This is a genomic window from Edaphobacter aggregans DSM 19364 (assembly GCF_000745965.1).
GTDB lineage: Bacteria > Acidobacteriota > Terriglobia > Terriglobales > Acidobacteriaceae > Edaphobacter > Edaphobacter aggregans.
This window is the reverse complement of sequence record NZ_KN050792.1, coordinates 7,308-33,680: the sequence shown is the minus strand read 5'-3', so window position 1 is coordinate 33,680 and position 26,373 is coordinate 7,308. Positions and strand designations below refer to the sequence as shown.

28 protein-coding genes are annotated in these 26,373 nt (G+C 55.7%); 7 read left to right on the top strand and 21 right to left on the bottom strand.

Annotated elements, in window-relative coordinates:
- The first annotated feature begins 139 nt into the window (after nucleotides 1–139).
- The 3 genes from Q363_RS47530 to Q363_RS35090 all read left to right on the top strand — a co-directional run bounded on the left by Q363_RS47530 (nucleotide 140) and on the right by Q363_RS35090 (nucleotide 3,300).
- A complete protein-coding gene (locus tag Q363_RS47530) occupies nucleotides 140–433 on the top strand; it encodes a PDDEXK nuclease domain-containing protein (protein ID WP_084081068.1) in 294 nt (97 codons plus the stop codon).
- 189 nt (nucleotides 434–622) lie between these two features.
- Nucleotides 623–1,828, top strand: a complete 1,206-nt coding sequence (locus Q363_RS35095; protein ID WP_245632678.1) for a TIGR03118 family protein — start codon at nucleotides 623–625, stop codon at nucleotides 1,826–1,828.
- Nucleotides 1,829–2,193: 365 nt separating this feature from the next.
- Nucleotides 2,194–3,300 (top strand): styrene monooxygenase/indole monooxygenase family protein, encoded by a 1,107-nt coding sequence (locus tag Q363_RS35090; protein ID WP_211256498.1) that lies wholly within the window; start codon nucleotides 2,194–2,196, stop codon nucleotides 3,298–3,300.
- Nucleotides 3,301–3,711: 411 nt separating this feature from the next.
- Here the strand turns inward: Q363_RS35090 and Q363_RS35085 are convergent, their stop codons facing one another.
- Entirely contained in the window at nucleotides 3,712–4,326 is a 615-nt protein-coding gene (locus Q363_RS35085; RefSeq protein WP_157468296.1) for a GNAT family N-acetyltransferase, read from the bottom strand.
- Nucleotides 4,311–4,511, bottom strand: coding sequence for a hypothetical protein (locus Q363_RS41870; RefSeq protein ID WP_157468293.1), 201 nt, complete (start codon nucleotides 4,509–4,511; stop codon nucleotides 4,311–4,313). The genes Q363_RS35085 and Q363_RS41870 overlap by 16 nt, the downstream gene beginning before the upstream one ends.
- Before the next feature lie 1,153 nt (nucleotides 4,512–5,664).
- On the opposite strand from Q363_RS41870, the gene istA reads away from it, so the two are divergent.
- Together istA and Q363_RS35075 are read left to right on the top strand one after the other, a co-directional pair.
- Nucleotides 5,665–7,110: an IS21 family transposase gene (istA, locus tag Q363_RS35080; protein ID WP_051979796.1), complete on the top strand. Its 1,446-nt coding sequence runs from the start codon at nucleotides 5,665–5,667 to the stop codon at nucleotides 7,108–7,110.
- A 26-nt stretch (nucleotides 7,111–7,136) separates the two neighbouring features.
- A complete protein-coding gene (locus Q363_RS35075) occupies nucleotides 7,137–7,688 on the top strand; it encodes an ATP-binding protein (RefSeq protein WP_169747255.1) in 552 nt (183 codons plus the stop codon).
- Nucleotides 7,689–8,163: 475 nt separating this feature from the next.
- Here Q363_RS35075 and qatD read toward each other — a convergent pair whose 3' ends face one another.
- The 6 genes from qatD to Q363_RS35050 form a co-directional block, all read right to left on the bottom strand.
- A complete protein-coding gene (gene qatD, locus Q363_RS35070) occupies nucleotides 8,164–8,919 on the bottom strand; it encodes a Qat anti-phage system TatD family nuclease QatD (protein WP_211256497.1) in 756 nt (251 codons plus the stop codon).
- 607 nt (nucleotides 8,920–9,526) lie between these two features.
- Complete coding sequence (locus Q363_RS35065) at nucleotides 9,527–10,003, bottom strand: nuclear transport factor 2 family protein (protein WP_035359806.1); 477 nt, start codon at nucleotides 10,001–10,003, stop codon at nucleotides 9,527–9,529.
- Nucleotides 10,004–10,321: 318 nt separating this feature from the next.
- Nucleotides 10,322–12,463 carry an FUSC family protein gene (locus Q363_RS35060; protein WP_157468290.1) on the bottom strand — a complete coding sequence of 714 codons (2,142 nt, stop codon included), beginning with the start codon at nucleotides 12,461–12,463 and terminating at the stop codon, nucleotides 10,322–10,324.
- Nucleotides 12,456–13,592, bottom strand: a complete 1,137-nt coding sequence (locus Q363_RS35055) for an efflux RND transporter periplasmic adaptor subunit (protein WP_084081066.1) — start codon at nucleotides 13,590–13,592, stop codon at nucleotides 12,456–12,458. Before Q363_RS35055 ends, Q363_RS35060 begins: the two co-directional genes overlap by 8 nt.
- A gap of 100 nt (nucleotides 13,593–13,692) precedes the next feature.
- Nucleotides 13,693–13,962, bottom strand: a complete 270-nt coding sequence (locus tag Q363_RS47420) for a YtcA family lipoprotein (RefSeq protein WP_084081065.1) — start codon at nucleotides 13,960–13,962, stop codon at nucleotides 13,693–13,695.
- Complete coding sequence (locus tag Q363_RS35050) at nucleotides 13,959–15,497, bottom strand: TolC family protein (protein WP_051979786.1); 1,539 nt, start codon at nucleotides 15,495–15,497, stop codon at nucleotides 13,959–13,961. The genes Q363_RS47420 and Q363_RS35050 overlap by 4 nt, the downstream gene beginning before the upstream one ends.
- A gap of 109 nt (nucleotides 15,498–15,606) precedes the next feature.
- Here Q363_RS35050 and cynR point away from each other — a divergent pair, with 109 nt between their 5' ends.
- Nucleotides 15,607–16,479, top strand: coding sequence for a transcriptional regulator CynR (cynR, locus tag Q363_RS35045; RefSeq protein WP_035359800.1), 873 nt, complete (start codon nucleotides 15,607–15,609; stop codon nucleotides 16,477–16,479).
- 253 nt (nucleotides 16,480–16,732) lie between these two features.
- Here cynR and Q363_RS41865 read toward each other — a convergent pair whose 3' ends face one another.
- From Q363_RS41865 to Q363_RS35000, 12 genes are all read right to left on the bottom strand, one after another.
- Nucleotides 16,733–16,891, bottom strand: coding sequence for a hypothetical protein (locus Q363_RS41865; RefSeq protein WP_157468287.1), 159 nt, complete (start codon nucleotides 16,889–16,891; stop codon nucleotides 16,733–16,735).
- 187 nt (nucleotides 16,892–17,078) lie between these two features.
- Nucleotides 17,079–17,237 carry a hypothetical protein gene (locus Q363_RS41860; RefSeq protein ID WP_157468284.1) on the bottom strand — a complete coding sequence of 53 codons (159 nt, stop codon included), beginning with the start codon at nucleotides 17,235–17,237 and terminating at the stop codon, nucleotides 17,079–17,081.
- 31 nt (nucleotides 17,238–17,268) lie between these two features.
- A complete protein-coding gene (locus Q363_RS35040; protein ID WP_035359799.1) occupies nucleotides 17,269–18,174 on the bottom strand; it encodes a cobalamin-binding protein in 906 nt (301 codons plus the stop codon).
- A gap of 409 nt (nucleotides 18,175–18,583) precedes the next feature.
- Nucleotides 18,584–19,720 (bottom strand): hypothetical protein, encoded by a 1,137-nt coding sequence (locus Q363_RS35035; RefSeq protein ID WP_035359797.1) that lies wholly within the window; start codon nucleotides 19,718–19,720, stop codon nucleotides 18,584–18,586.
- Nucleotides 19,721–19,986: 266 nt separating this feature from the next.
- The gene (locus Q363_RS35030) at nucleotides 19,987–20,616 is read right to left on the bottom strand and encodes an SOS response-associated peptidase (RefSeq protein WP_035359796.1); all 630 of its coding nucleotides are present in this window, start codon (nucleotides 20,614–20,616) and stop codon (nucleotides 19,987–19,989) included.
- Nucleotides 20,616–20,825, bottom strand: a complete 210-nt coding sequence (locus tag Q363_RS35025) for a hypothetical protein (RefSeq protein WP_035359794.1) — start codon at nucleotides 20,823–20,825, stop codon at nucleotides 20,616–20,618. The genes Q363_RS35030 and Q363_RS35025 overlap by 1 nt, the downstream gene beginning before the upstream one ends.
- Before the next feature lie 116 nt (nucleotides 20,826–20,941).
- On the bottom strand, nucleotides 20,942–21,085 hold the full coding sequence (locus Q363_RS41855; protein WP_157468280.1) for a hypothetical protein: 144 nt from the start codon (nucleotides 21,083–21,085) through the stop codon (nucleotides 20,942–20,944).
- Nucleotides 21,082–21,324, bottom strand: a complete 243-nt coding sequence (locus tag Q363_RS45220; protein ID WP_035359792.1) for a hypothetical protein — start codon at nucleotides 21,322–21,324, stop codon at nucleotides 21,082–21,084. Before Q363_RS45220 ends, Q363_RS41855 begins: the two co-directional genes overlap by 4 nt.
- Before the next feature lie 198 nt (nucleotides 21,325–21,522).
- The gene (locus Q363_RS35015; RefSeq protein ID WP_281176137.1) at nucleotides 21,523–21,795 is read right to left on the bottom strand and encodes an ATP dependent DNA ligase; all 273 of its coding nucleotides are present in this window, start codon (nucleotides 21,793–21,795) and stop codon (nucleotides 21,523–21,525) included.
- Nucleotides 21,764–22,759: a tyrosine-type recombinase/integrase gene (locus Q363_RS35010; protein WP_035359851.1), complete on the bottom strand. Its 996-nt coding sequence runs from the start codon at nucleotides 22,757–22,759 to the stop codon at nucleotides 21,764–21,766. The genes Q363_RS35015 and Q363_RS35010 overlap by 32 nt, the downstream gene beginning before the upstream one ends.
- Nucleotides 22,756–23,682 carry a tyrosine-type recombinase/integrase gene (locus Q363_RS35005; protein ID WP_035359788.1) on the bottom strand — a complete coding sequence of 309 codons (927 nt, stop codon included), beginning with the start codon at nucleotides 23,680–23,682 and terminating at the stop codon, nucleotides 22,756–22,758. The genes Q363_RS35010 and Q363_RS35005 overlap by 4 nt, the downstream gene beginning before the upstream one ends.
- Nucleotides 23,679–24,917, bottom strand: a complete 1,239-nt coding sequence (locus Q363_RS35000; protein ID WP_064742787.1) for a site-specific integrase — start codon at nucleotides 24,915–24,917, stop codon at nucleotides 23,679–23,681. Before Q363_RS35000 ends, Q363_RS35005 begins: the two co-directional genes overlap by 4 nt.
- A gap of 109 nt (nucleotides 24,918–25,026) precedes the next feature.
- On the opposite strand from Q363_RS35000, the gene Q363_RS34995 reads away from it, so the two are divergent.
- The gene (locus tag Q363_RS34995; RefSeq protein ID WP_035359849.1) at nucleotides 25,027–25,500 is read left to right on the top strand and encodes a VOC family protein; all 474 of its coding nucleotides are present in this window, start codon (nucleotides 25,027–25,029) and stop codon (nucleotides 25,498–25,500) included.
- Nucleotides 25,501–25,587: 87 nt separating this feature from the next.
- Here the strand turns inward: Q363_RS34995 and Q363_RS34990 are convergent, their stop codons facing one another.
- The gene (locus Q363_RS34990; RefSeq protein WP_051979783.1) at nucleotides 25,588–26,253 is read right to left on the bottom strand and encodes an ATP-dependent DNA ligase; all 666 of its coding nucleotides are present in this window, start codon (nucleotides 26,251–26,253) and stop codon (nucleotides 25,588–25,590) included.
- Between the last annotated feature and the right edge of the window lie 120 nt (nucleotides 26,254–26,373).

Sequence of the window (26,373 nt, the reverse complement as noted above, 5' to 3'; positions counted from 1 at the left end):
TAACACACGATTTGTGATGGTTGGTGTAGTGACCCCTAGTGTGGCGTGACGTTGATTGCATCTGACACGCAGTGTTAGTTGGGTTACCTTGGCGGGTGGCGTCGGCCAGGTTCGCCGCGCGGTCCTTAACGTGCTTTAAATTCCGTTTCGTGTCTTCTCCTCTTGTAGAGCCTCAAACTCGTTCGTAGGTTCCGATGAGGCAGCCGCGAGAGAACCGCGCCGTCCAGTTCCTTCAAGAGCTTCTTTCGATCAAAGAGGGTATGGCCCCAGCATCGGAGTCCTCCTCTGTCGAACCAAGGATGACGAGGTAGCCGAATATGCAATGAATCGACACCTATCGCCCGCGCTCGTCACCCAGTACGAGACCCAGATGATCCCGAAAGCCATACTGCGACAGAAGCTTCACGAACGGAGCCAGCTGCTACACAAATAGTCAGCTCCAAATCAATCTAGGAATAATCGTGCGAGTCGAGTGTTCTTACTTACGGAATTCGCGGTGATGCAAACCGCGAGAACCGAACTCAGTCCCTATTCGCAGTTACTCTTCGGCCTCTCAGTCTGGCAATGTGTCAATCGAAGAGGGCACGAGAACAGTGATGACTCACAACAAGTAGGAGGTTACATGATGAATATGTTTCGGCGTATTGCCCTAAGTAGTACCATGGCTCTCTCTTTGGGAGCAGTTTCGTTTGGGCAGCACTATACCCAAACCAACCTTCAGGCCAACACGTCAGGAGCTGCGGAGGCTACCGACCCGCAGTTGGTCAATTCGTGGGGTCTGACGCGTACCTCCGGCAGCGTATGGTGGGCTGCAGACAATGTGACTGGAGTCGCTACCCTATACAACGGCCCAGGAACGAAACAATCCTTGGTTGTCACTATTCCACCCGCAGATCCGAATAACAAGAAGACGCCGAACGGTTCCCCCACAGGCATCATCTCCAACGGCAGCACAACCGACTTTATGCTGCCGGGAGGGCCAGCCGTCTTCATCTTTGTCACGCTCGACGGGACGATCGCCGCATGGAACCCCAATGTTGGCTTGGCGAATGGAGCAACGCCTCCTTCCACCCACGCTATAACCGTGGTCAAGACCACCGACGGCTCGGTCTTCACGGGCCTGACCAGTGCCTTGATCGATGGTAAGCGTTACCTGTACCTCGCCAATTCCAGCAAAGGCCGCGTGGATGTTTACGACAACGCCTTTCATCTTGTAAAGCTAGACAACAACAACCCCGACCACGGCAACTTCGATAGTGATCATTTTTTACCCGGGGGGCAGTCATTTGAAGACCCTCAACTACCTCCCGATTACGTGCCCTTCAACGTGGCGGCCGTTGGCAATGACATTGTCGTGACCTATGTGCTGGCTCCCCCCGGACAACGCCCGTCCGCCGGCCCTGGCCTCGGCTATGTGGATATCTTCAACTCCAGTGGCCAGCTTGTGCAGCGCCTCGAACACGGCTCCTGGCTGAATGTCCCGTGGGGTGTGGCTCTGGCTCCGCTCGACTTTGGGCGGTTCAGCCATCACCTGTTGGTCGGACAATTTGCGAACGCCGGAAGCACCGAGTCCGCCGGCGTCATTGCTGCCTACAATCTGGCGACAGGCAAATTCGACGGACTGCTCCAGGATGCGACCGGCAAGCCACTCGCCATCCAAGGCATCTGGTCGCTTAAGCCGGGGAATGTCAGCCCCAGCAGTGTCGATCCCGACGCTTCACCTGCAGCGCAAATCTACTTCACCGCTGGCCCCAACGGGGAGACCGCTGGTCTGTTCGGTTATCTGACGGCAGTCCCGACGGAACTGACCCAAGGAAGCGACCAGTAAGCCATAACAGAGCAGAGCCAGGTGGAGTGCATTGGACCGTCAAGTTCGCTGCATTCCACCTGCCGTTCGAGTGCTCGGCTGGTAGGAGCAGTGGGTCTTTGCAGGCAATACACAGTTCTTGGAAGCTTGGACAAAAAGACCCGAGGTTGCGTTGCCGGTGGTGAAAGATAACACGCGGGTTCGTTTGGTAGTGGGCAGCCGGCAGGCGTTACGAGTCAGGGAAAGCGGGAGACAACGCGATGAGAAAAATTGCCATAGTGGGTGGCGGTCAAGCGGGATTGCAACTGGCGTTAGGGCTGCTGAAGAACAACTATGAAGTCACAATCGTCAGCGATCGCACGGCGCAGCAGATCTTCAACGGACGAGTGACGTCGAGCCAGTTCATGTTCCACGATTCTCTCCAGAATGAGCGCGACCTGGGCATCAATTTTTGGGAAAGGGAATGCCCGCTAACGGAAGGACTCGCGTTTACCATTCCTGGTCAGGACAAAATCAAAGCGCTGTTCTGGGAGGCGAAACTCGATCACCACGGGCAGTCGGTCGATCAGCGGGTGAAGTTTGCCGGCTGGATGAACGAATTTGCCAAACGTGGCGGAGATCTGGTGATTAAAGATGCAGCGCCTGCGGACGTTGACGAGTACAGCAAGACGCATGACCTGGTGATCGTGGCCGCAGGGAGGGGCGACGTCAACCGGATGTTCGAACGGGACGCGGAAAAGTCTCCGTATGACAAGCCGATGCGGGCGCTGGCGCTGACGTATGTGAAGAAGATGGAGCCGCGGGCGCCCTTCACGGCGGTGTCTTTCAATCTGGTTCCGGGCGTGGGCGAATATTTTGTCTTCCCCGCACTGACCACGACCGGCGCGTGCGAAATCATGGTATTCGAGGGAGTCCCGGGCGGGCCGATGGATTGCTGGAACGAAGTGAAGACGCCGCAGGAACACCTGACCAAGAGCAAATGGATCCTGGAGAATTTCATACCGCTGGAGGCGGAGCGTTGCAAGAACGTGGAAGTGACGGATGACAACGGGACTCTGGTGGGAAGATTTGCGCCGACGGTTCGCAAGCCAGTGAGCAAGCTTTCCGGGGGTTGCCTGGCCCTGGGAATGGGCGACGTAGTGGCGACCAACGACCCGATCACGGGGCAGGGCTCGAATACTGCGGCGAAGGCAGCCACGATCTATTTGAAGAGAATCCTGGAGCACGGCGACAAACCATTCGACGGACCATGGATGCAGGAAACATTCGACACCTTCTGGGATTACGCGCAATGGGTAGTGAGCTGGACGAATTCGCTGCTGATTCCTCCGGCGCCGCAAATTCTCAAGTTGATGGGAGCCGCTAGCCAGTTTCCGCCGCTGGCGAGCCGCATCGCAAATGGATTCAACAATCCACCGGACTACGCGCCGTGGTGGTTCGACTCCGGAAAAGCGCAGGAGGTGATCAAAGGCCTGGCAGGTGCGGCCGTCTAGTGTCGGTCCCGTGGAGAGAGTGCGAGAGCGGTGGTCGCCGGCTCGAAGTTACCCTCTTCGATGCGGTGATCGGAAGAAGGGTGAACACTGCTTGATTGTCCGATCGCCATAACAGACTCCCTGGGGCATGAAGTCGCGGCGCGGGGTTTCCAGCGATGACGAATCAAACGCGGCAACAGGGCGGCTCCACGACTGGAACCGCCGAGCCGTACAAAGAAAGTTGGGGCTGTGCGATCCTTAGCTTATTGCGTGGTGCAGTTATTAGCTCATTCTGTTGCACGCGCCTTCGCAGCCGGGCATTAGCGATTCTGGCTGCGTGATTAGACCCCCTTTCCAATCGTCTATCACGCTCGCCTATCCAAATCTAAATTGAAGCTGCCCAGCCCGACCCGTGCCGTTCAATTCGCCACTTTAGGAATTCTCCGACGGCTTGTAGGTCATAAGCCTGGCGGTTGGGTGATATCCGACGCGCTTGTACACAGGAAATCCGGCACCTGTCGCGTGCAGAATTGTTCTCTTTAGCCCCGTCGCTTCGTGGGCTGTCTGCAGGGCGTGCCGCACGACAGCCTCGGCATATCCTTTGTTGCGTGCGTCCGGCCTCGTCGCAACCAGGGCCAGATAAAGATATTCCTCATTGACGATGGCTGAAGCGGTAGAGACGGCTCTGCCGTTCTCGTAACCGAGGAAGGTATAAGCCTCTTTCCAGAGATTCGATCCACGCAGGGCGGTTTGGCCCCATTCCAAGAGAAATCCGTATGCTTCGCAGTTGATGTTTGCATACTTCTGCAACATCGCCTCGTCGATCACTCTCTCTATGCGTAGGGGTGGACGCGATAACGTTTGTAGGGGAAGGACATTGCCCGCCATGCCGGTAATAGGAATGGCGGCCTCAAGCCGTTCCTGTTCTAGAATCGCCGGGAGGTTTTCCTTAGCGGTCCCGCTTAAGTAATCTTCGCAGACGTAGATAAGTCCTGAATGACGCTTCTTCCGCACGTAGGCAGCGGCCTCTTTCAGGCGAGTCTCCAATAGGTCCGGATCCGCGAGTTGCTCGGTAAGGAAGACAGCATTCCAGAAAGGAAAGGGTTGTCTGCCCAACTTATGGATAATCCAGGTCTGTCTGCGAGATCGGCGTTGGGAAGTTCGTTGACCAGCAACTTCCACACCGATGCGTACTGCACCACCGATTCAACAATTTCACTTGTCTGTTTCATAGAGCTCTCCCGATTGGACCTTCAGTTCACTCGAAGTACTTGACTGCTTCGGACAAAATTCACGCGCGCCACCTCGTCGGCAGACAATGAGTCAGGGTAACGGCCATAAAACGCTGCCTCTGCACAGGCGTCAGAAAGTCGACAGGCATAGGTGTTCCCCGATCTCGAAAAGCTGTAGAATTTTAAGAAGTCAGGTCGATAAAACGACCGTTTCTCTGGACCTTCAATAAACGCTGCGAACACCTTGCGCCGCAGAACCGTATCAGTGCAAAATGCTCCTTAATTCTCGTCGAGAATTTGAGACTTTATCGTTCCAAATTACCTTGGAAGCAGTCCTACCGCAGAAGTCTCATTTTGAACCACTATAGATGCGAGAGCTGCCCTGAATCCCTTCGACGGGAGCTTACCGTACCATTTAGACGTTTGGTGTGTGATCCCTTAAGTCGGTTCACTGTTCCATTGATCCCCAGACCCCCTTTCCGTGAGGCCGACGAGCAGCCCCGCTTTGCGGTAGGTCTCCTTCATTGCTCCATCTTCAGCACGAGGCACGATGTGGTTCCGGTGGCGTAGACCTTACCATCCGGGCCAACGATCCGACCCTCGGCGGTTACAGTTCGGTTTCCAGCGTGGGTTACTTGTGCCTCCACGCGTAATCGAGATACTGCCCTTTCAATTACCCACAACGCGGTCGTATAGCGGAGGTCGCTTCCATGACGATCAGGACAGGGCTAAAGACCATCAGGAAGGTGAGCATATGCTTCTGACAGGTGCAGGGGTCCTCAAGCTGTTGCGCGAGAGAGCTAGTGGACGCGCCGTAAACGGATAGACATGCGAGAGATTTGAGTCAACTCCCGTCAGCGGGTTCGCCGGTCGCCCGCTATCAATGCTCAAGATCGGAGCAACTTCAATACTGGAGAAGGCGCGAATGAATGGGTTCGTGCTGGGACCGGCTGCGCCCGCATCGTCAGCATCGCCAATAGGGATATCCCAAAGCGCGCTCATCACGAACCGGTGGGTGACGGGCGACAATTAGAGTTCCCGGCCAACGACAAACAAAATTCCCGATCGACGACAATCAGGCCAAACGGAAACCGGTTCTTTGGAGCGGGGGCGATTGGTCACAGACAAGCAGGTTCGGAGGTTGTTTGCGTTGATGACATCAGGGGAGAACCGAGAGATAGCTGCTTCGAAGGCTGGGATGGATGCGAAGACGGCGCGGAAGTACCGTCGGCTGGGCAAGATGCCGAGCGAGTTGTCGTTGGCGGTGCGAGGGCGAACGCGGCCTGACCCGTTCGTCGATGTTTGGGACGAGGTTCAGGAGTTGTTTCGAGCGAACCCTGGCCTTGAGGCCAAGACGGTATTCGAGTACCTGCAGCGGCAGTATCCCGGCCGATTTCAGGACGGGCAGTTGCGCACGCTGCAGCGCCGGGTGAAAGGGTGGCGTGCGACGGATGGTCCTGCGCGGGAGGTGTTTTTCGTGCAGCAGCATCCGCCGGGTCGTCTGGGCGCGTCGGACTTCACGCACATGGAAGAGCTGGGCGTGACCATCGCGGGGCAGAGTTATCCGCACCTGATCTATCACTTCGTGCTGACGTACTCGAACTGGGAAGCCGGGACGGTGTGTTATTCGGAGAGCTTCGAGAGCCTGAGCGAAGGGCTGCAGAACGCGTTGTGGAAGCTGGGCCGAGTGCCGCAGCGTCATCGCACCGACCGGCTTTCGACAGCGGTCAACAACACGAGCAATCCCGCCGAGTTCACGGATCGCTACACGGGTCTGATGCGCTACTACGGGCTGGAGAGCGAGAAGACGCAGGCCGGACATGGCAACGAGAATGGCGATGTGGAACAGCGGCATCATCGCTTCAAGCGGGCGGTGGCGCAAGAGTTGATGCTACGCGGCAGTCTGGATTTTCGGAGTGTGGACGAGTACCGGGGTTTTCTGGATGCGATGTTCGAGCGGTTGAACGCCGGGCGCAGACAACGGCTAGCCGAAGAGATGGCGGTGATGCGGGAGTTGCCGGAACGGCGCATGGAATCGGCCAAGCGCGAGCGGGTGAAGGTGGACTCGGGCAGCCTGATCTATGCGGATCGCAACGTGTACTCGGTGCCGAGCCGGTTGATCGGCGAGCAGGTGGAGGTGCGGCTGCACATGGACCACGTGGAGGTCTGGTACGGGCAGAAGAAGGTCGAGCAGATGCCGCGCTTGCGCGGGCGGCGGAAGCATCGCGTGGACTACCGCCACATCATCGACTGGCTGGTGCGCAAGCCTGGTGCCTTCGAGCACTACCGCTATCGCGACGAGCTGTTCCCGACCAGCCGGTTCCGCATGGCCTTCGATCTTCTTCAGGAACAGTTGGGCCGATCGCATGGCAGTAAGGAGTACCTGAGGATCCTGGAGTTGGCCGCCAAGGATGGGGAGGTCAGAGTAGACGCGGCGTTGCGTGCCATGCTGGAAACCGGTGATGCGCAGATCAGCGCCAAGGGGATCGAGGCGATGCTGGAGACCGAGCACAGCACGGTCGTTCGTGATGTTCAGGTGGCGGCAGTGGATCTTCGCCTCTTCGACCAGTTGTTCGGTGCGCGGGAGGTGCTGCAATGAGCGCGGCCCCACAGATCAGAACGGCGTTGCTGGAGAACCTGAAAACACTGCATCTGCCAGCGATGCGTGACTGCTTCGAGCAGGCCGCGCAGCATGCAGAGAAAGAGACGCTCAGTTACGAACAGTACCTTCTCGAGTTATCCGAACGGGAGTGCGAATCCCGGCGGCACAACCGCATCGCCGCTCTGCTGCGTGAGTCGGGGCTGCCGCGGGAGAAGACGATGGCGAACTTCGACCTGAAGCGTCTCCCGGTAAAAGCCGGACGGCAACTGAAGGCGCTGGTGGACGGAGGCTTCCTGGATCGCAAGGAAAATCTACTTCTGTTCGGCAATCCCGGCGCAGGCAAGAGCCACTTACTGTGTGCCCTGGCCCATGAACTGATCGCACAAGGACGCAGGATGAAGTACACCAGTTGCGCCCTGATGGTGCGTATCGTGTCACAGGAAAGTTTGTATCCTGATTCCCGAAGGCCTGCTCGAAATAATCCGGTGCTCCAGCAACTAGCTTTTGCAGGGAAGAGAAAACATACAGCCCGCCAAAGCCGTCTCCAATTGCGGCGCGTTCATGAATTCGATTGATCGAAGCCCCAGTCTTGAAGAGATGATTGCCGCGCTGGATTGAGTAATCGTCACTTCCTTCATAGTGGTTCTCATGGCGTGTTCCGTTACCATCAAACGGCCTGCCCAACTTAACCACTCCGGGCACTTCGATGCCCGGTCCAGATGAATCTCCTGTCCGCAGCGTTGCCCTGCGTGCTGCGATCTGGAAACGGTAGTCATTCACGGATCGTGCATTGAGCACACTGGACAGTCCGCCAATCAGCAAGTGGCGTGGTTTGGTTTCCGAACAGAGTCAGAGTGGGCAGAGCGTGGTGGCGTTTTGCGGGCCTGGTAGTTGTACCAGTGGAAGAAGCGGCTGCGGGAGTCCGAGGCGGCGAGGTTTGTCGAAGTGCAGATACCTCTGCGGCTGCTCCGATTGCTACCGGCTGGAGCGACAGCTGCCGGGCGGGATTCGCACCCGCTGAAAAACCGTGCCTTTGCACGGATCTCGACTCTACACGTTTGGTGTGATGCCCCCAAGAAGATTCGTGAGATTTTGGTGTATGAGGTTTCCTAAGTGCTCTGAATTTAAACCCAGACTTGCGGCGAGTTCATGCACGGTCTGATGAATGTCAGCGGGGCTCGAAGGCCTGCCTAGACACTCTGTGAATGGACCATCCGTCTCCGTCAACAGCCGTTCTAGAGGCATCTGTTTAAGCAAGGCTTTTCCGCGTTCTCCCGAGATCATCTGAGCGTTCACCGAAAAGTGGCAACCGAGTTCCGAGGCTCGCCTCAATTCGGAGGCACTTCCGGTAAACCAATGGAGGACTACCGAATGTTCAGCCATCGGGAGGAAGCGCTCTAAGTAGTCGAGGACAACCTTCACCGCACTTACCGAATGGATAGAGAGTATCTTCGGTCCACTCAGTGCACAACGTTTCAGGATATGTTCAAAGACGTCTCTCTGGACGTCAATGGATTTGTAATATCTCGGTCCAGCATCCACCCCGACCTCACCAATGAAGGGGGTCTGATCGACGTACCTGGCCCACTGATCGACATCATTCGGATAATCGGCAACCAGTTGCGGGTGAAAGCCGAGCGCTGCACGGACGAACTTCGTGTCTCGCGTCAATTCGTAGTTCATGGGCCAAGACCTCGGGGTGGTGGTCACCGCCAGCGTATAGACTTGCGCGGCTTCCGCTGCTCTCACTGCGGCAGCAAAGTCTGGATAAAGGTCGAGATGGCAATGGAAGTCAACGAAGTGCACAATTCAGTATCGCCCAGCTTAGGGCTGGGTTACGACCCCCTCAGGCAGCTTTGCGAATCGAATCATCAACGTCGTACAGGGACATCGTTACCCGCCAATAGCTCTCAAATTTGCAGGTGATAGCTGTCGTTGAGGCGATCGATGCCTGGCTTCTCCCTGATAGGGCAACATAATGGCTGGCCGGATTACTTCTGGATCGCCGACTAACCAGGACTTGGCCGTTCGTCGGGGGGCAGGCCTGAACTCGCATCGGGTGAGATGGTCTGTGGATGTTGAAAAAGTCGGCGGCGCTTGGGTGTTCTGGGGTTGAGACCACAGGAGAGCGAGGCGGTGCTGCGGTTGCCCGCACCTAAGCAGTGGCAGGTATCGAGGATGTTGTTGACCCACTCAGGAACCGGATCAGTCGCTTGATGTTCTGGGCAGTGGCCGCCAGGAAGCACTGCTCCTGGACGAACTCAACCGACGCAGGCGCAGGCGCCGGAGCCGATGTAACTCTTCAGTTCTGCGAACAGTGCCTCGACCTTCTTCCGCTGTCGTTGAGCAAGCGCCGCGCAACTTGCCAACAACGTCGGGATCAGGTGTGACGCCTTACGGTATGAGCACAAACCTACAGACCGAGGTCGCTCAGTCCCGGATGGTCATCTGGACGACGACTCTGAGGCCAGTGGAAGAGCCGATCCGATTCGGCGATCCGCACATCATTGATGCTGGCATACCGATGATGCATGATGCCTTCGGGGTCAAACTCCCAGTTCTCATTGCCGTAGGCTCGATACCATTGACCGGAATCGTCGTGGTACTCGTAGGCAAATCGCACAGCAATGCGGTTATCGTCAAAAGCCCAAAGCTCTTTGATGAGACGATACTCAAACTCCCTCTGCCATTTGCGCATGAGGAACCGCACAATTTCCTCTCGCCCAGTAACGAATTCTGCTCGATTACGCCATTTGCTATCAGGCGTATAGGCGAGGGAAACTTGCTGGGGGTTGCGAGAGTTCCAGCCATCCTCGGCTCTGCGTACTTTCTGGATTGCCGTCTCGCGCGTAAAAGGCGGGACCAACTTCGATGCTGGCTGTGTCGTCATTTTCATGCTCCTGTAGATCTGTGTGAACTGCGAATGTTTTAACTATCCATGGGTGGGATCGACCACTGACGGATTTTGCTGTCCCGTGTCAACTCCTGCGGGTTGTATAACGAAAAGGAAGGTACGATGCCTCGATCCAGTGAAAAGTCGACGACCCTTTGCAGCCTCGAACGAGTGATCTAATTTCCTTAGCGTGCGATTTTTTTTGACGTTTAGTGTAGTGACCCCTACTAGGAAGATCAGGTTTCCAACTTTGCTCCTGAGGTGTCCAGTCTTCCCTGAAGAGTGCCGGTCCATTACCGGTGGCACGCTGAGTTGCTATGGATTAGCTGTGGTCACGTGATGCACGACGCTAAACAGCGATGAGCAAAGACGTAGTTCAGTTATGTCGTATTCGAGGGCTCCTTTGCGGACTAATTCTGTATCTGACTGCAATCTCGTATGGATCTCTCGATCAGCATTGCTTTGCGGGACGCGAAGGTCGGGCGATTCAGCATCGACCTGCGCTGCAGCAATGTGCAGAAGTTCCGAACAACGTTTTTGAACTTCTATTACAACTTCTCTTTGACATTGATTCCCAGACACAAGCCGGTGATGGATCAAGCCGGCTTTGAGGAGAAGCGCGGCGCGAAGCTGTGGCAAGTAGTCCCGCGTGTGCTGAAGTAGGATTTCATCGGGCAGCGCCTTCGGAAATGCTTCGAAGATAGAGACGTCGACCAGTGATCGTAGCCTCTCGAATTTGCGCATAACCGCGTCCGTTTTCCCTTCGAGGATCCTTTCATACGCAACACCCGCGTGTTCCTCAAGCCCAATGTCGAGATCCGCGATGCCCCGGACAGTACGGCCAAGCAGGCTTCGCAAGGATTCTGTCGAAGCCTTGGCCCAGAGATGGTCAAATATGAGCCACATCGCCGCAATTCCTAGAACGATTCCCAAAACGGTGTCCCGGGCGGGAACCAGCGATGGATTGATTGAAAAGCGATTGAGGTTTACCAATTCATACGCGAGAACAATCTGTGCACCACAGAACGCGATGCGTGGCCCGGACGTCGCGACCCAGGCACCCAGGAAGATAACGAAGGAAAACAGAAGCGTGTGGCTAAGAATGGAGTCAATCTGTGGCAGAATGATTGTCTGTACTGTGAAGCCAAGCGCGCACGCTCCTAGAACAACTCCCGCGAACCGCATTAATTGCTTATGCCTGGCCGCGCCCGTAGTTGGAAGAGCTGTCAAGATGCATGTGGCGATCGATGAACTGAGACCGGTCCAACCAACACTCATATAGAAGAAGTAGCATGCTATCGCACTAATGCCCCCACGAATAGCGAACTTCACGTTCTCCTTGCTGCTAAAAGTGTCTGCTATGAAGATACGCGACCCTTGACCGTTCGCCAGATCAGGAGCAACTGCCGTATCGATGCCGTCCCAGATCGGCTGCGACAAACTTTGGGCGAGGAGAGCAACCGTGCGCTCGATCTCAATGAGAATTGGAACGCCGACCACGTGCATATCGTCGATGTCGACCCACTCCGAGGTCTCCCGATGCGAAAGGCGATCTCGAATAAGCATTACATTCTTCCCAATAGCAGAAAAGAGTTCCTGATCTTGCACCGACAGAGAGGGACCCATCTCGGTTAGCGTGGCAACAAGGTCAACCAACCTACCTGACAGCGCTACCACAGTGGATAGCCGCTGGCGTTCCTCAAATGTATATCCACCTTGTTCGATCAGTTCTCGGAGCGTCCCAGTCCCTCTTTCCGAATGGCGTTTTACCGCGTATTGAGCCTCTACCCAGTCCGGATCTGAACCACGATTGACGTACCCTCGCAGTATCCTGCCGACCAAAACCAGACGCTGTTCGACCCTCTCGAGGAGAGTGTCCGGAGGGTGAGTGTGAGCAAGTAGATACTCGACCAATATTGTCACTGCACAGCCCATAAGAATCGCGAGCAAAGTGAAGAGGGTCTGTCGAATCCTCTGATCGGCTGATACCGGCTGATCCCATACAGTGATTGCGTTCGTAATCATGAGACCTAAAGCAACCGCAGCCTCGTAGACCTTTAGACAACTAATGAGATAGAAGACAGCGACGATGCTCCCGCAAACCCAAAGGAGATGCAGAAATGGAGAACCAGCGAACAACATCCCACCAAATACCACTTCACCTGTGCCAGATAGACATGTAGCTGCGATCCAGAGTGCGGAGCGTCTCGTCGAATGCAGATTATCCCTGGAGACAAGTAGAGGGTAATACGCCCCGAGAGCGGCTCCCGGTATCCTAAATACCATAATGAGGAACATCGTCAAAGTGCACGACAAGATGATTCGAAATGCAAGAAGCGGACGTCCCGGATAAGTGGAGAGCTCTGCTTGAAGTAATGTCCAAAGAGAACCAGATCTCGAGAGTGATGCAGCATCTTGAGACTTTTTATTGCCTTGGAGATTGACGATATCACTCATGATCGTGTCCTCGCACCCCGACGAGTGCAACTTCGCCAACTCTTAGGCCTCCTGGGGGAGGGTCAACGATCTTAATTCGGACTGGATAACGCGATGCGAGGCGCACCCAATTAAGCGTCCTCTGAACATCGGGAAGGCCTTGGGAGAGCTTGCCGACAACATCCGGATCGGGGGTTACGCCATACCCGGCGCTTTCGACGGTACCGTGCATTTTTTGCCCTAGGTTTGCCATGAGATAGATATCTGCCGGTGTTCCAACCTGGAGCCGTTGAATCTGTGTTTCACGAAAGTTCGCCAGGACCCACCACGTCCGGGTGTCGATCAGCGTAAAGAGCTGCTGGCCGATCTTGGCATACTCTCCTTCGGATATGGTCAGATTTGTGACACGAGCGTCGAACGGCGCCACGACACTGCATTGCTCATAGTTGTAGCGCGCAAGGCGAACGGCAGCCGCTCTGCTCTCCCGTTGCGCAATCAAAGGGGACAGTACCAGCACAGCTTGAGAGGATTCCTGCACTTGGGCCTCTGTTTGCGACAGCTGTGCAACGGCCTGCTGCTTCTGTGCCGTTGCAGAAAGCAGTTTGGCTTTAGCAAGGCTAAGGTTCGACTGAGCCTGTTCTACGGCAGCAGTCTTGGCATCCGCCAGCGATCGGGCACGCTGCATATCATCCGGAGTAACGAATTCTTTTGCCAGGAGGGGTTCGATCCGATGCAGATTTCCCACCGCATAGTCGGCATCGGCGTGAGCTTGTGTTAGTGCCGCGTTCGCCTGGGCAACAGCAGCCTCGCTCACCTTGATTTCATCGTCAGCCCTGGTTTCGTTCGCGACGGCATTTTGTCTACCGGCACTCGCTACGTCGACACTGCTCTCCTGTGCAGAGATGCGACGGGTTTCATTTTCGATATCGCCCTCAAGGCGCGCCTGCGCTGCTAACGCGTCCTGTAGTGCGAACAGGTAGGGGCGATCGTCGATCTTATAGAGAAGGCTCCCTTTGTGAACAAAGTCGTTGTCATGAACGGGAAGTTCGACTACAGGACCCGCTACAAGAGGTGCTATGCCGATGAGGTTGGCAACGACTTCCGCATCGTCGGTGCGTGGGTACCTTGTTACCGCATGTATGACCAGCATCCCCGTCAAAGCTGCTCCGAGAACAATGAACACGCTAATCAGGTGCCCGCGTCTACTGTACTTCGATGATTGTTTATTGTGCTCCACGCAAACCTCACTTTCAAAGGAAGATCAGCCACAGGCTGCAGCTGACAAAGCAGGTTAGAGCGAGATAAAGCAACGGCAAGGGCCAGAGCTCATCGAGGATCTTCCAGCGCGTGAAGAGCGCATGGACCGAGGCCGTTACGCCGATACCTGCCACGCAACAAACGATCCATGATGGGAAATACGATCCCATGATATTTATCGATGGGGAGAAGGAACATCCACTTAGGACAAGAACTAAACTTGAAAGTCCCGCAGCTGCGATTATCTGTCGGTCTAGTCTCATGGATTGTTTCCTTTCGGGTGTTGCGTCATCAGATCGCCAGTTCTGAATGCAAGGTTCATAAAAGCTTGGAGCACCTGAGTACGAGCGGTGACGTCTACAGCTCGCGCACGGGCAAGTTCTCTTTCCGCAGAGAGGACATCAAGAATATTTCGAACCCCGTCCCTGTAGGACTCGACAGCTGCGGAGTAGGACTCCGTCGAAGCAGTCAGAAGCGATGCCGCCGCCTTACGCTCGTGTAGTGCCGTAACCGCATTGGCATAGTCGCTCCAGACATGGTCTGCTATCTGGTCTTCTCGTTCTCTAACTTCATGTTCTGCCGCCGCGCGTTCAGCCTTGACTCGCGCTAATCGACTCTCACGTTTAAAGCCATCGAAGAGGGTCCAGGTGAGGCTTAGGCGTGCATCGTACGTGGATGTCTTTGCGTAGGTTCCGCCGAATTGTTCTTGCTGTCCCCATGCGCGAAGCCATCCCTTCGACCCATCAAACTCAAGTTTTGGGAAATAGGCGGACCGTGCGTACTTGACCTCTGCGTCTGCTGCTCGGACCCGCTCAATGTCGGCTAGAAGGTCCGGCCGGGTCTTGTATGCGCTCTCGATTGCATCCTCAACACTTTGATCCAATGCCTCTGGGATATGAATGTCTTCCAGTTCCTGGACCTTGAAAGACCTGGTTGGAGAAGCAGTCATAGTGGTTGCCAAGTCACCGTACGCAGTTCGCTCGGCACCCAGTGCACTTTGCAGATCGTAGTCCGCCTTCGCGGCCGCGGCCCGCGCCTCCAGTACGTCTGGGAGCGTGGCTAGACCATTCGCTTTTCGCTCGCTCGCTGCATCTTCAATTGCCTGGGCATCATGCACATTCACTTCTGCCGCTTCTCTCAAGCCCGTTGCGTTGAGAAGGTTGTAGTATGCCGAACTGACTTGCTGGATCAGGATTAGGTGTTCATTGTTGAAGTTCAGATTCGCTGCAAGCAGACGAGCTTGAGTTAGCGAGATTTCATCTCTGCGCGCACCAAAATCCACTAGGGTGTAGTTGAGAGTCAGAGCAGTTTCGAAGGTGCCGATGTCCTGAAGTACAAACGATTGATATAGAAGAGGAGGGTTCTTGAACGTTCTTCCTCCAGCTGCCGCCAATACGGTCGGATAGAGTTCACTTTTTGCGATGCCGACAGATGCAGCTGCTACTCGAGCTCGTTCCCATGCGGCATGTGTCGATGGGTTATTCGATTCGGCTATATCGATGAGCTGACCCAGCGTATAGAGGTTTTTCTCGTTTAGAAGAGCTTCATGGCGATAGAGAGGAATCGGGCCACTGGAAAAAATATCGTGGGCTGGTTGCCATGGCGTTTCGGGGGAGTTGGGGGCATGTTGTGCTCGGGAGGATGTGAAAGCGACGCAGTTCAAAAAAAAGAGAATTACCATGACCCGGAAATACGGAATCCATTCCCGAAACTCGTCGGCTAGGCTTTTGAACAGCGCAGATCGTTTCGGGAAAGCATCGGGACGAAAGTTCAGAAATCCGTCAATGATATCTCGCATGGTGGACCTCCTCGTCCGTACTGCATGCAGTAAGGATGGTTCTGCTGATCTATAATGTCCAAGACTTGTTCATAATGAAGTCGATTGCTATTGGCTATAGCTGAATGCCATGCTCCTGCGACACCTTCGTTACCTACTTTCGGTGGTTGAACACCATAACTTCACGCGCGCTGCTGAAGCCTTGCATGTGTCGCAACCTACTTTGTCGTTGCAGATCATGCAGCTCGAGGAGGTGTTGCAGGTGCAACTGCTGGATCGCTCCGGACGGACCGTACGCCCCACCGATGTGGGAGAGGTCTATCTGCAATATGCCCGCAATGCTTTGCGTGAACTCGAAGCGGGGCGGCGTGCAATCCATGATGTCCACAACCTGAGCCGTGGTTCGCTTCGGATTGCAATGACGCCGACTTTCACCACCTATCTCATTGGTCCCCTGATGGAGCGCTTTAGCACCCGCTATCCCGGTATCGTATTGAAAATTCGAGAGATGACCCAAGACAAGATGGAGTCTTCGCTTGGGGAAGATAGTCTGGATCTTGGAATCGCATTCTCCGAGGTGCGTTCGCCGGATATCGATGCCAAACCGCTTTTTGTCGAGAGGCTGAGTTTAATGGTCGGCACCTCGCATCCGCTTGCCAATCAAAACGCGACTCTTCCCCTCAAGGACCTGCAGACGCGGTCGCTCGCACTTCTGACTAACGATTTTGCAACCCGGCAGTATCTCGATCTGTTTTTCCAAGCGCAGGGGATCGATCCGCATGTCTCGATCGAGGCGAATTCAATCGGCGCGATCGTCGAGATCATTCGCCGGGGCCAACTCGCCACGATTCTTCCGGATCCAATTGCCCATGAGCATGTGGGGCTTCGCCGTATCTCGCTGAAGCCGGCGCTTCCAAACCGCACTGCAGCTCTGCTCAGTCGAAAAGGCGCTTACGAGACCGTGGCGGCGCGAGCGTTCCGAGAATTGCTGGCGACTGTTTGATCGACTATCGAATACTCCTGTAGCGCCAGAGACTAGCAACAGTTCGAAGCACTTCCGGCTGAATACGCTTTCCAATTCGCCAATAAAGAGCGGTCAGGCCAATATTCGAGGATCGCCGTCGCGATCGGCGTATCTCGTTCTTGATCCCCGGAATTGAGGGGAGCTCCTATCTCTCTGGGAGAATCGAGAATGTTATACAGTCGAACGGGAGAGGAGGCCGCACCCCTAATCGTGACGCGGCCCCGACTGCTTTTCAGACCTGGGTCATGCCGCCATCGACAACCAGTTCAGCCGCGTTGACGAAGCTGGGCGGATTGGGAACGATGAGTCGGCCATTGTTCGGGAATGTGATGGGCGCCAGTCGTTTAACTGGCGCATTCAGACCAGCGCTCAGCGAAGAACGTGAGGTCATTCGATTGGCTCTGTGAGCGCTCTATTCTCAAGAAGAGGAAGTGGCGCTTCGCTCGGGCTGATTCGAACTGCAAATGCAGTACTGAACGGGCGTTAAGTGCAGGGTTTTCGCTGGGAACATCTACTTACGTACTCTGCTGGTCGAGTGTGCCAACCATGTGCTCGGTCCGCAGGGGAGAGATTCGAGCTTACGACAGTGGGGTCTGCACCTGGCCACGCGCGGAGGCAAGCAGTCCCGCAATCGGGCCATCGTCGCCGTCGCTCGCAAACTGGCAGTAGGCGATGGCTCGTTCAACCTTAGGTTCGCCCACAAACCAGTTGAGGTTCGCTGCTGCCGTGATTTCCACATGGTCCCCAAGATATAGGGCTTGCGCCTCCTCAGATTATCTTCGCGACGCTTTCCGATGGCAGTTCAGCGAAACTTCCGTCTCGCAGGATGGCCTGCAGTATCTCCAATCCAGTGACCAGCCGTGGCCCTGGTCTTGAAAAGTAAGCTGTACCGTCCACTGCATACACTCGCCGGTGCCTAACGGCTGATACGTTCATCCAATCCTTCGGGAAGCAGCCGTTCCTATACTGTGCGATCGCCTCTTCGAGATGGAAGCCGCACGGCATGACAACCACCACCTCAGGATCGGACTCCAGGACCTGTTCCCATGAGATATTGGTGCTCCTCTCCCCTGGAGTCGCCAGTAGAGCATCCCCGCCGGCAATTGCCACCATTTCAGGTATCCAATGGCCTCCCTGGAAGAGAGGTGAGAGCCATTCGAGGCAAAGTACCCGTGGCGGCTTTACCTGCCTGACGTTGCTCCTGACGCGTTCGATTCGCCGTCGGAGTCCGTCGATAAGATCTCTCGCTTCGGATTGGCGGCCGATTGCCCCGCCAACGGTCTCGACACTCTGAAGGACCTGCTCAAGAGTGTGGGGCGTTAAGGAAATTACATGCGGCCGGGAAGGCAGTTCGCTTATAGCCTTTGCCAAATCGGACTCGCTGATCGCGCAGACGTGACAAAGATCCTGGGTGACAACTACGTCCGGGTGGATCGCCTTCAATTTTGGCAGATCCACGAAATAAAGACTCCCGCCTGCGGCTACCTGCCTTCTGACAGCCTCGTCGATTTCTTGCGGCGTAAGGTCACCATGGATCAATGTATCCACAATGATGGCCTTCTGCCTTGCCTCCGGAGGATAGTCGCACTCGAAGGTCACGCCGGAGACGCTTTCGCCCATTCCGAGAGCATAGAGGATCTCCGTGGCTGATGGGAGAAAGGAGCAAATCTGCATGGCAGTCCCAGAATATATGAAAGCTGGAGGATGCAGCCTTCTAGGAGGCCACGTATGAACTCAAAGTGCGTACAGAGCCGGACGGGGTCATCGGCACCAATGAGTCATCGCCTCCCTCAGTCCCATGTAACTGGATAACCTCACACGAGACCTTCCTTTCGGCATCTACGCCGATACTGCGATCGCTAGGAAACCGCACCGATGGCCGCGGAAAAATGCTGCAACATTTACACGTGAGCATGGCCGAATTGAGCATGGAAGTCGGCTTGACGGCAGATGCGGTGAGTTCTGCTTCGCTTCTCCGAGAACCCGGTTTATCGGTAACTTGAAATCACTAGAGGAGCTAGGCGTTGCTGTTGGTAGGCCAGCCTGATGTGGTTCATGCACTAGAGCAGGATGCAGAGTCGGACTAACGTTTCCTCGGCAGCCAGACTTCGAGTTGGCCCTTCGGGGAGGGCAAGCCGATCCTAACGGCGCGGGCGTTCGGATACGCCTGCTTCAATATCTCAACGCATCGATTCGCAAACACCTCATCCGAGGCATTGAAATATCTAACCTGAGCTACATCTGGCATCTTCTGGGTCGGAATCTTCTGTACCTGAGACTCTACGTTCGCTGTGGGCCATCCTTTGCGAAGCAGTTGTACGACCTTCGTACCGGCTTCGGGAGTGTCCGTTGCATCCTCCTGAACATACATATGTGCTCTGACATCGACAGACGCTGGAGAACGGTTGGGAACAGCAGCTTCGACGGGTTTCGGTGTCGTGGGAGACACAGAGGCATTCTGGCTAGTTCCGAATTCTGAAAGCAGCAGTACGATTGGCTGGCTCTCGTTGTCAGCGATACTCAGCGTCGACGAACCTGGATTGTCATTGAAGCTGAATCCGCCGATCTTTGCCAGCTGGGCTTTCACTGCAGCGGGATTATCTACCTTCACAGTGAAGGTCATCTTTCCGAGCACGGTGCCGCGGATCAGTCGCATCCCGGGGTGGCTGGAGATGAACTTCCCGCAATCGCCCTGGGCGGTGACGTGTTCCACGGACTTGTCGTCCATGATCTGAATCTGCGCGTCCGCGATCGTGTATTGGATGTTTTGCGACTGCTTGAGGTTCACGCCCGCGCTATCGAGTCCCTGAAGTGCGCCGGATCCAAGGTTTGCCGCGAGAGCGGTATCGCTAGACATCGTATAGGAAGGAAACAGATGCTGCGCCGCGAAGGGCTTAGGAAGAGGTGCGGGAACGCAATCCTCCAGATCCGCAGGGACCGAACCGGTCGCGCGGAGCAAGGTGCCCAACGGATACGCGGTTGTCGCCACGATAACGCTGAAGTCGCTGCCGCCACCAAATTGCTTTAGCACCCGATTAGCCAGGTCCTGCTGAAATTGATCGAAGTCGCCCACATTCTGCGTAGATGGCTGATCTCCATTGCGATTCGTGGTAACGAGCGGGTTCTTCGGCCGATGAGCGAAGTGCCATGCGACAATGATGGCGACCAGAACGGCTATGACAGCAATTGGTCCAACAACCTTCTTACCTGTGGAATTCATTTATCGAGTCCTCAGCAAAGCCCAACCTCACAAAAGCAGAGCCATTCCCTCATCGTCTCAGAAAAAGCGATTCGACCAGTGAGATTATTCAGCAGCAGCCCTGGACACCCTGTCGACGGGAGTCTATGCAGGTAAACCCCAGTCGGAGCGAGGGTGTACCGGGGTGAAAAGCGGGGTTTTCGGCAACCTCGATTCCTGATCCGCACCTCAAGGCAGGCGAGAAGAGGTATTTAGAAGCAAGAGCAAAGACCAGCCCCGGTCCCAATCTAAGCGCTACTAACCGGAAGCTGCATGTTGTGCGCTTCCAACAGCTCTATCTTCATCTCATCTGCGGGTAGTATGCGAAGCAAATGCACGGGCGGTCTATCAGAAGGCGATAGCCACTCCGTGTAGTCCCTCGGCTCAAGAATGACAGGCTGCCTGTCGTGAACTTCTGCCATCGCCTCGTTGGGCTCTGAAGTGATGACTGAGACCGTGGGCAGGGAATCGCCGTCTTTGTTCTTCCAGATGCTCCAGATACCTGCGAGTGCGAAGGGCTCACGGCCAGGAACGGAGATTTCATATTTCGGATTGTTCTTCTTATGGAGGCGCTTCCACTCGAAGAAGCGGTCTGCCGGAACAATGCAGCGACGATTCTCAAAAGAACTCTTCCAAAGACCAGTGTTAAGAATGCCATCAGAGCGTGTAGTGAACGTGAGTCGTTTAGGGAAGGTGAAGCCCCAATACATCAGCTCGATGTCACGCTCTCCTTCGTCGTTCGAGAAGACGACGGGCTGCATGGTTCCAGGCGTGATGTCGTCATTGGGCATGAAGTCGATATCATCGAGGCTGGCTTTCGCGTGAAAGGCCTCGGCGATCTTCTGCTTGTCGGAGCGTCTTCCGTAGCGGCCGCACATTATTCGTTGGTCTCGTCGATCCTGACGGTGGCATTCCGGTCAAGATCAGCTCTGCGCTTGGCGATGTACTCCTCGGAAAAATCGCGTTTCCGGAACATGTCCGCTACCTGGCTCCAGTCCTTGAAGCTGCCAATGATGTCGCCATAATTATCTGTCACCTCAAAGCCATGACCGGTCTTGGTGATGATTGCTGTTTCCAGTTCGTCCATTTCAGTTCCTCACATCAGTTGATGGACAGGCGCGTCGACTTCGTTGCACTTCGGACATTCTGACCGATGAGCCGTAAGTTCCTTGTGCGCGCGTATCAGGGCGTTACGCGTGGCAATCACTTCGCTCTGGTCGAGTTTATCGACTCACCGGCACGTAACAGAAAGCGGCGCGCGAGTTCCATGCCTTCATCGCAGGCGGGAAGTTCGTCGAGTTTCCAGAGCGAGAGGAACGCCTGTTTGTCGATGGCCACGTCGTTCATCTTATCTTTTTCAGCTTTCGGTATTGATCGTCGGTCAGGTTCAACCACACACTACCTCGTCCCATCTGAATCCCGTATTCAATTGCCTGCACGTCTTCCAACTTCATCTCTGCGCCGCCGCGACGTGCGAGTTCGATTATCTTCTCCGGTGCTGCCAGTGTCAGCGGCTTGCCCGCAGACGTCTTTAGATCCTGCTCCAAAAACTGACAGTGCCAGCTTTCTCCCAACATGAAATGCATATAGACCTTCCGCTTCGGAGAACACTTGGCACAGTAGGTTTCGCGGCCGGTATGCGGAGCGGGAAGGAACACTTTGCAGTTGCAGCAGATTTGCCCTGCAATGCGCATCCTCGCCGTTGATCCCCGTTCACCGCCCACAGGAGATACTATAGGAGAATAAAAGGCGAATATCGCTGTGGAAGATTAATTCCTTTGGAGTCAGGTCTCCCGAACGACTTTCTTCGGGTCTTTATCTTCGCGCAGCGCCACGAACTTGGTATGCCTGAGGTGATCGCCTCCGGTCCACTCAAGAAAATCGATCTGAGCCACCGCCTCCGGCTTCAGCCACAATGTCGAATGCCGGACTATGCCGCATCCATTGTGGGCAAACGATTTCGGAGGCAGTTTCATGGGAATCTGCAGCGGGTGGTCCTGATTTTTCGCGGCATAGTCCGTTCCTTTAAAGGTCTCGCAGAAATGACAGCAACTGATCGTCTGGCTTGAACCGTCCGACTCTGGCGTTCAAAGGCGACGTCTTCTTAAGGGCGTCTTCCTTCAACGCAAGATTCGCGTCAAGATAGATTTGCGTCGTTTCAACTGACTCATGTCCCAGCCAGAGGGCGATCACCGAGCGATCCACACCCGCCTGCAATAGTTCCATCGCGGTGGTGTGCCGCAACACGTGAGGGCTCACCCGCTTCTTTCGCAGCGTCGGGCAGGATATCGCCGCAGATGTGGCGTACTTTGCAACCAAGTATTGAACGCTGTCATGGCTCAATTGCCCACCGAGAGTGCTGGGGAAAAGGAATTTGGTTTCGTTTCTCCCCTGTTCGCGCACCCATGCCCTGAGAGCCTGTACCGTCGTCCGAGTAAGCGGAGTGCAGCGCTGCTTTCGCCCCTTACCTTCGCAACGGACGTGGGCACCGCGACCCAAGTAGATGTCACCCTGTCGGAGTCCGATGAGTTCCGACACCCGAAGCCCTGTCTGAATGGCGAACAGCAACAAGCCGCGATCTCGTCTACCAAGCCAAGTCGTTTGATCCGGTGCGGCCACGAGAGCCTCAATCTCAGGTCTCGTCAGGAAATCCACCAATCGGCTGGATTGCCGTTTTGGTGGGATCGCGAGTACGCGCTGGATTCCAGCCGAGTGCTCTGGGCACTCCATCGCCGTATAGCGAAAGAAGGACCTGATCGCGGTGAGCCGAAGATTTCGGCTGCGCGAGCCATTGGCTCGAGTTTTCTCTAGGTTGTCAAGGAACGCGCCAATGAGTGTCGTATTCAGATCGGTCATTGCGAGTTTGGATGGCGACTTCCCCAACTCCTTCTGAGCAAATTGCAGCAGCAGGCGGAATGTGTCCCGATACGATGCCACTGTGTGAGGACTGACTCGCCGTTGAGCAATCAGCCTGTCTGTGAAGAATGTCTCAAGCAATGCCGCGAAATTCGCCGAACTCATTGTGAACTCCCCCATCGTGTTTCGAGCCGCTCACAAGCGGCGCCCAGCAACTCTGGCGTGGACGTTAGGTACCAGTAGGTGTTTGCAATGTGGCTGTGCCCGAGGAAAGTTGAAAGAATCGGCAGATTACGCTCGACATCTGCACCGTTGCGGTACCAGGCGAGTAGCATCTGGACAGCGAACGTGTGACGTAGATCATGCATCCTGGGAGGAATTCCATTGCGGGTTTTCTCCAGTCCCGCCGCCCGACGGATCTCGCGGAAGCTTTCATGGGGACTGCTGATTGGCCCGCGACTCTCGCTGATAAAGAACCTAGGCGCCTCGACTTTATTGAGAAATGCATCCCTACGAGCCTTATACGCGGCCAGTGATTTTACCGTCGTGGAATGAAGCGGGACAACGCGCGACTTGCCGAACTTGCTTTCACGGATCGTTATCAGTCCCTCGGCCAAGTTCACGTCGCTGTTTGCGAGTCGAACCGCTTCGCCGCTGCGCATGCCGGTCGTGGCGAGTAATCCTATCAGATGGTAGTACGTGTGACAGCGGAGTTTGCGCGGTGAAAACAGGTTGCGTGCCGCTGCCATGAGCCGGCCGATCTCTTCCCGCGTATAGATATAGGGCCGGAGAGCGATGTCCGACCGCCGCATCGTGCCTGTTGGCGGAATTTCCGTTCGAGCATCCACCGAGCTCACGTATGTGGCAAAGGATCGAATGAAGCTCAGCCTTTCAAAGCAACTGTGTTTGTAGCCTTTCGAAGACTCCGTTGCCCAGGCGATGGCTAGTTTGGTGGTGATATGGTCGGTGCGCCTCGCTTCGAGAAATGTGATGAACTCGCTCAGCCGCGGCTCGTGTTTGCGCAGTTTATATCCAAGGGCCCGGCGAAGGTCGATGTATTCCCGCAGATTTTTTCGCAGATTTCTCATCGGGTACCTCCTGGCCACGGCTGAGCGAGGTTTCGCAACGCAGGAAAGTCTACCTTGGCGTAGATCCGTGTTGTATCTGCCTTCCGGTGACGCAACACTTCACCGATTTCACGCAAAGATGCTCCCCGGCCGAGCATCTCGGTCGCCAACGTATGGCGGAACAGGTAACCGCCTTTCCGCTCAGAGACGATGCCAGCCCTGGTCAGGGCACGGGTTACCGTCTTGACAATTGCGCCCCCGGTGGACAGGCCCGTAATCGGGGCGCGTTGGGTGACGAATAAGCGGCGAGTTGAGCAGCGCGGGCGGTCGTGCTGCAAATAGGCGGCAAGGGATTGCCCAACATCGGGCGGCAACGGCAGTTTGGACCACCTTCCGCCCTTACCCCGAACTGTGATTTGGCCGAGTTCCCAATCGAAATCTTCAAGATCCAAGCGGACGACTTCGGAAGTGCGGAGTCCAAATCTGGCGAGCAGCATCAGAATGGCGTAATCACGCCGTCCGCGCGGAGTGCTCCGGTCGGTGCACCGTAGGATTTTCTCAATGCTGCCAGCTGGCAGAAATTTCGGAACTGCGGAGAACGAATAATCCGGAACACGAGGGACACAGCCGGCGAGGTCGGTATCGATCTCGCCGCAATGCCGCAGATATCGGAAAAAGCTGCGGAGTGCTGTTACCAGGTGTTTGGCCTGTACCGAACTCAGATCAGTCGCCTGCCGTCGAACGAAGGTTGTGATGTCGCCAACCGCTAGTGCTGCAAAATCGAGATGCTCTCGCGGATACTTCTCCACAAGAAAACGATCGACGAACATCAGCATGTTGCGGAGTGAGGCGTCGGAAAGGCCGCGTTCCTCGCGCAGATATCGCCGGTACTTCTCAAGCAATATCTCCCGTGCGGTCGGTGTCGCCTCGACGTTGCGGCGGGGCGTTACGCCTTGCTCCCGCAGTAGATCGAGTAGCCGGACCAATGTGCATACATCTTCAGAACGAACCCGCTTCCGGCGCTTCAGGTAGCGCCGATAACGCTCGATTACGTCCTCGTCGAGTTGTTCTGCGGTGAGGCGCTTCTGCTCAAGCCAACGATTGAAATGCCCGACCAGCCGAAGCTGAATCCGGCTGTGGACCCGAGAATAGCCGTGGGTTGCCAGCCGGGCAGCGAGCAGATCGATGTGCCCTGCCAAAGGTCCCTGTCGTAGACGATCTATCGTGCACGAACGCTTGAAGAATGTCTGTACCAAGTCATTTCCTCCAGAGTGCGACCTGACTGAGGGACACTCGCTACGGCTCCCGATTTCTACAAGACAGACGATGGGCGTTGGGATTAAACTGGGCGCCCGGGAGTGCATTATGGCAGAACAATACAAGGGTGTTCCCGAGGGGGCCTCAGCGGTCATTCCGAGGCTGGTCTGTCGCGACGTGGAGGCACAGATCGAATTTTGCTGCGAAGCACTGGGCGCGGTGGAGGCCCTCCGCCGACCTGGGCCAGATGGGCGAGCAGCACATGCGATGCTGAAATTCGGACATGCCATGCTCATGCTGGAAGCTGAGTGGCCTACATTACCAAGCCGAGCTCCGAACACTGACGGCAGCTCTCCCGTCGTGATTTACCTGTACGTCGAGGATGTGGATGCCACGGTAGAGCGCGCCTTAAAGCGCGGTGGCAAGCTTGTGGTTCCGGTTGAGACCCACTTCTGGGGCGACCGAATGGGCTGGATTCAGGACCCCGCTGGGCACATGTGGACAATCGCAACGCGCGTCGAAGTGACAACGGAAGACCAGCGACGCGAGCGATGGTCGAAAACTATGGCGGAGAAAAGCTGATCGGAATTCAATAGATAACGGTGAGTCGCCTAGCGTTTACTGACGCGAGCAAGTGGGTACGATTCCGTTGACGCATACTCAGTCTGATTATGCCGAACAAAATGACGCTGAACGCAGTAATGACAACACTCGCAACAACCTATGCGGCATAGTCCGACATTCGACATTGTGGCTGCTATGCCGAATGCGGCATAGCAGCCAGAGGCATTCCTTCATCTTCTCGGCAGTTAGCCCCTGGCCCCATCGCCCGGCTTCCTTCTCCGGCAGATTCACGAAGGGGCACTTCTTCGTTTCGAGGTGTTTGATCTGGTTGAAGACCTGCCGGCGAGTGGCCGGGACGAAGCCAGCTCGTACGCGGGCAGCATAGTGAAGCTCCTTGCCGCGGTAGAAGCCTATGACGATTGAGTCGAGACCAAGGTTGCTGGGGATGTAACCGCCTATGACGAATTCCTGGCCGAGATTGATCCGGTGCTTACTCCAGAGACCGCTGCGTTTGCCTGGCTCGTAGACGCTGTCTGCGCGCTTCGCGATGACGCCTTCCAACCCATGTTCGCGTACAAAGGCAAGCATCTCTTTGGCTGGCCTGTTGGAGACCGCCGAGTGCTCCACGTGGTCGCTTTGCTTGACGACGGAAAGGAGGATTTCGCGACGCTTCGACAGCGGAAGCTGAGTCAGGTCCTTGTTCTTATGGATGAGAATGTCAAATGCGTAATAGTGGATATGGGTTTCGGCCGAGCGGAAATTCTGGAGCATATTGAAATTGGGCCAGCCACCTCCTCCAGAGGGGCGAGCACGTTGGACGGTGCGGTTGCTGACCGAAGAAGTGATCAAGCGCAAACTCGTTCCGCACGTCGGCCGGGAGACCATCCGGGT

Coding starts and splice junctions, on each gene's coding strand:
- Q363_RS35095 (WP_245632678.1), top strand. CDS start 623: ATGATGAATATGTTTCGGCGTATTGCCCTAAGTAGTACCATGGCTCTC.
- Q363_RS41870 (WP_157468293.1), bottom strand. CDS start 4,511: ATGAAACAGACAAGTGAAATTGTTGAATCGGTGGTGCAGTACGCATCG.
- istA (WP_051979796.1), top strand. CDS start 5,665: ATGACATCAGGGGAGAACCGAGAGATAGCTGCTTCGAAGGCTGGGATG.
- Q363_RS35065 (WP_035359806.1), bottom strand. CDS start 10,003: ATGACGACACAGCCAGCATCGAAGTTGGTCCCGCCTTTTACGCGCGAG.
- Q363_RS35060 (WP_157468290.1), bottom strand. CDS start 12,463: ATGAGTGATATCGTCAATCTCCAAGGCAATAAAAAGTCTCAAGATGCT.
- Q363_RS35055 (WP_084081066.1), bottom strand. CDS start 13,592: ATGCTGGTCATACATGCGGTAACAAGGTACCCACGCACCGACGATGCG.
- Q363_RS47420 (WP_084081065.1), bottom strand. CDS start 13,962: ATGAGACTAGACCGACAGATAATCGCAGCTGCGGGACTTTCAAGTTTA.
- Q363_RS35050 (WP_051979786.1), bottom strand. CDS start 15,497: ATGCGAGATATCATTGACGGATTTCTGAACTTTCGTCCCGATGCTTTC.
- cynR (WP_035359800.1), top strand. CDS start 15,607: ATGCTCCTGCGACACCTTCGTTACCTACTTTCGGTGGTTGAACACCAT.
- Q363_RS41865 (WP_157468287.1), bottom strand. CDS start 16,891: ATGACCTCACGTTCTTCGCTGAGCGCTGGTCTGAATGCGCCAGTTAAA.
- Q363_RS35040 (WP_035359799.1), bottom strand. CDS start 18,174: ATGCAGATTTGCTCCTTTCTCCCATCAGCCACGGAGATCCTCTATGCT.
- Q363_RS35035 (WP_035359797.1), bottom strand. CDS start 19,720: ATGAATTCCACAGGTAAGAAGGTTGTTGGACCAATTGCTGTCATAGCC.
- Q363_RS35030 (WP_035359796.1), bottom strand. CDS start 20,616: ATGTGCGGCCGCTACGGAAGACGCTCCGACAAGCAGAAGATCGCCGAG.
- Q363_RS35025 (WP_035359794.1), bottom strand. CDS start 20,825: ATGGACGAACTGGAAACAGCAATCATCACCAAGACCGGTCATGGCTTT.
- Q363_RS41855 (WP_157468280.1), bottom strand. CDS start 21,085: ATGAACGACGTGGCCATCGACAAACAGGCGTTCCTCTCGCTCTGGAAA.
- Q363_RS45220 (WP_035359792.1), bottom strand. CDS start 21,324: ATGCATTTCATGTTGGGAGAAAGCTGGCACTGTCAGTTTTTGGAGCAG.
- Q363_RS35010 (WP_035359851.1), bottom strand. CDS start 22,759: ATGAGTTCGGCGAATTTCGCGGCATTGCTTGAGACATTCTTCACAGAC.
- Q363_RS35005 (WP_035359788.1), bottom strand. CDS start 23,682: ATGAGAAATCTGCGAAAAAATCTGCGGGAATACATCGACCTTCGCCGG.
- Q363_RS34995 (WP_035359849.1), top strand. CDS start 25,027: ATGGCAGAACAATACAAGGGTGTTCCCGAGGGGGCCTCAGCGGTCATT.
- Q363_RS34990 (WP_051979783.1), bottom strand. CDS start 26,253: ATGCTCCAGAATTTCCGCTCGGCCGAAACCCATATCCACTATTACGCA.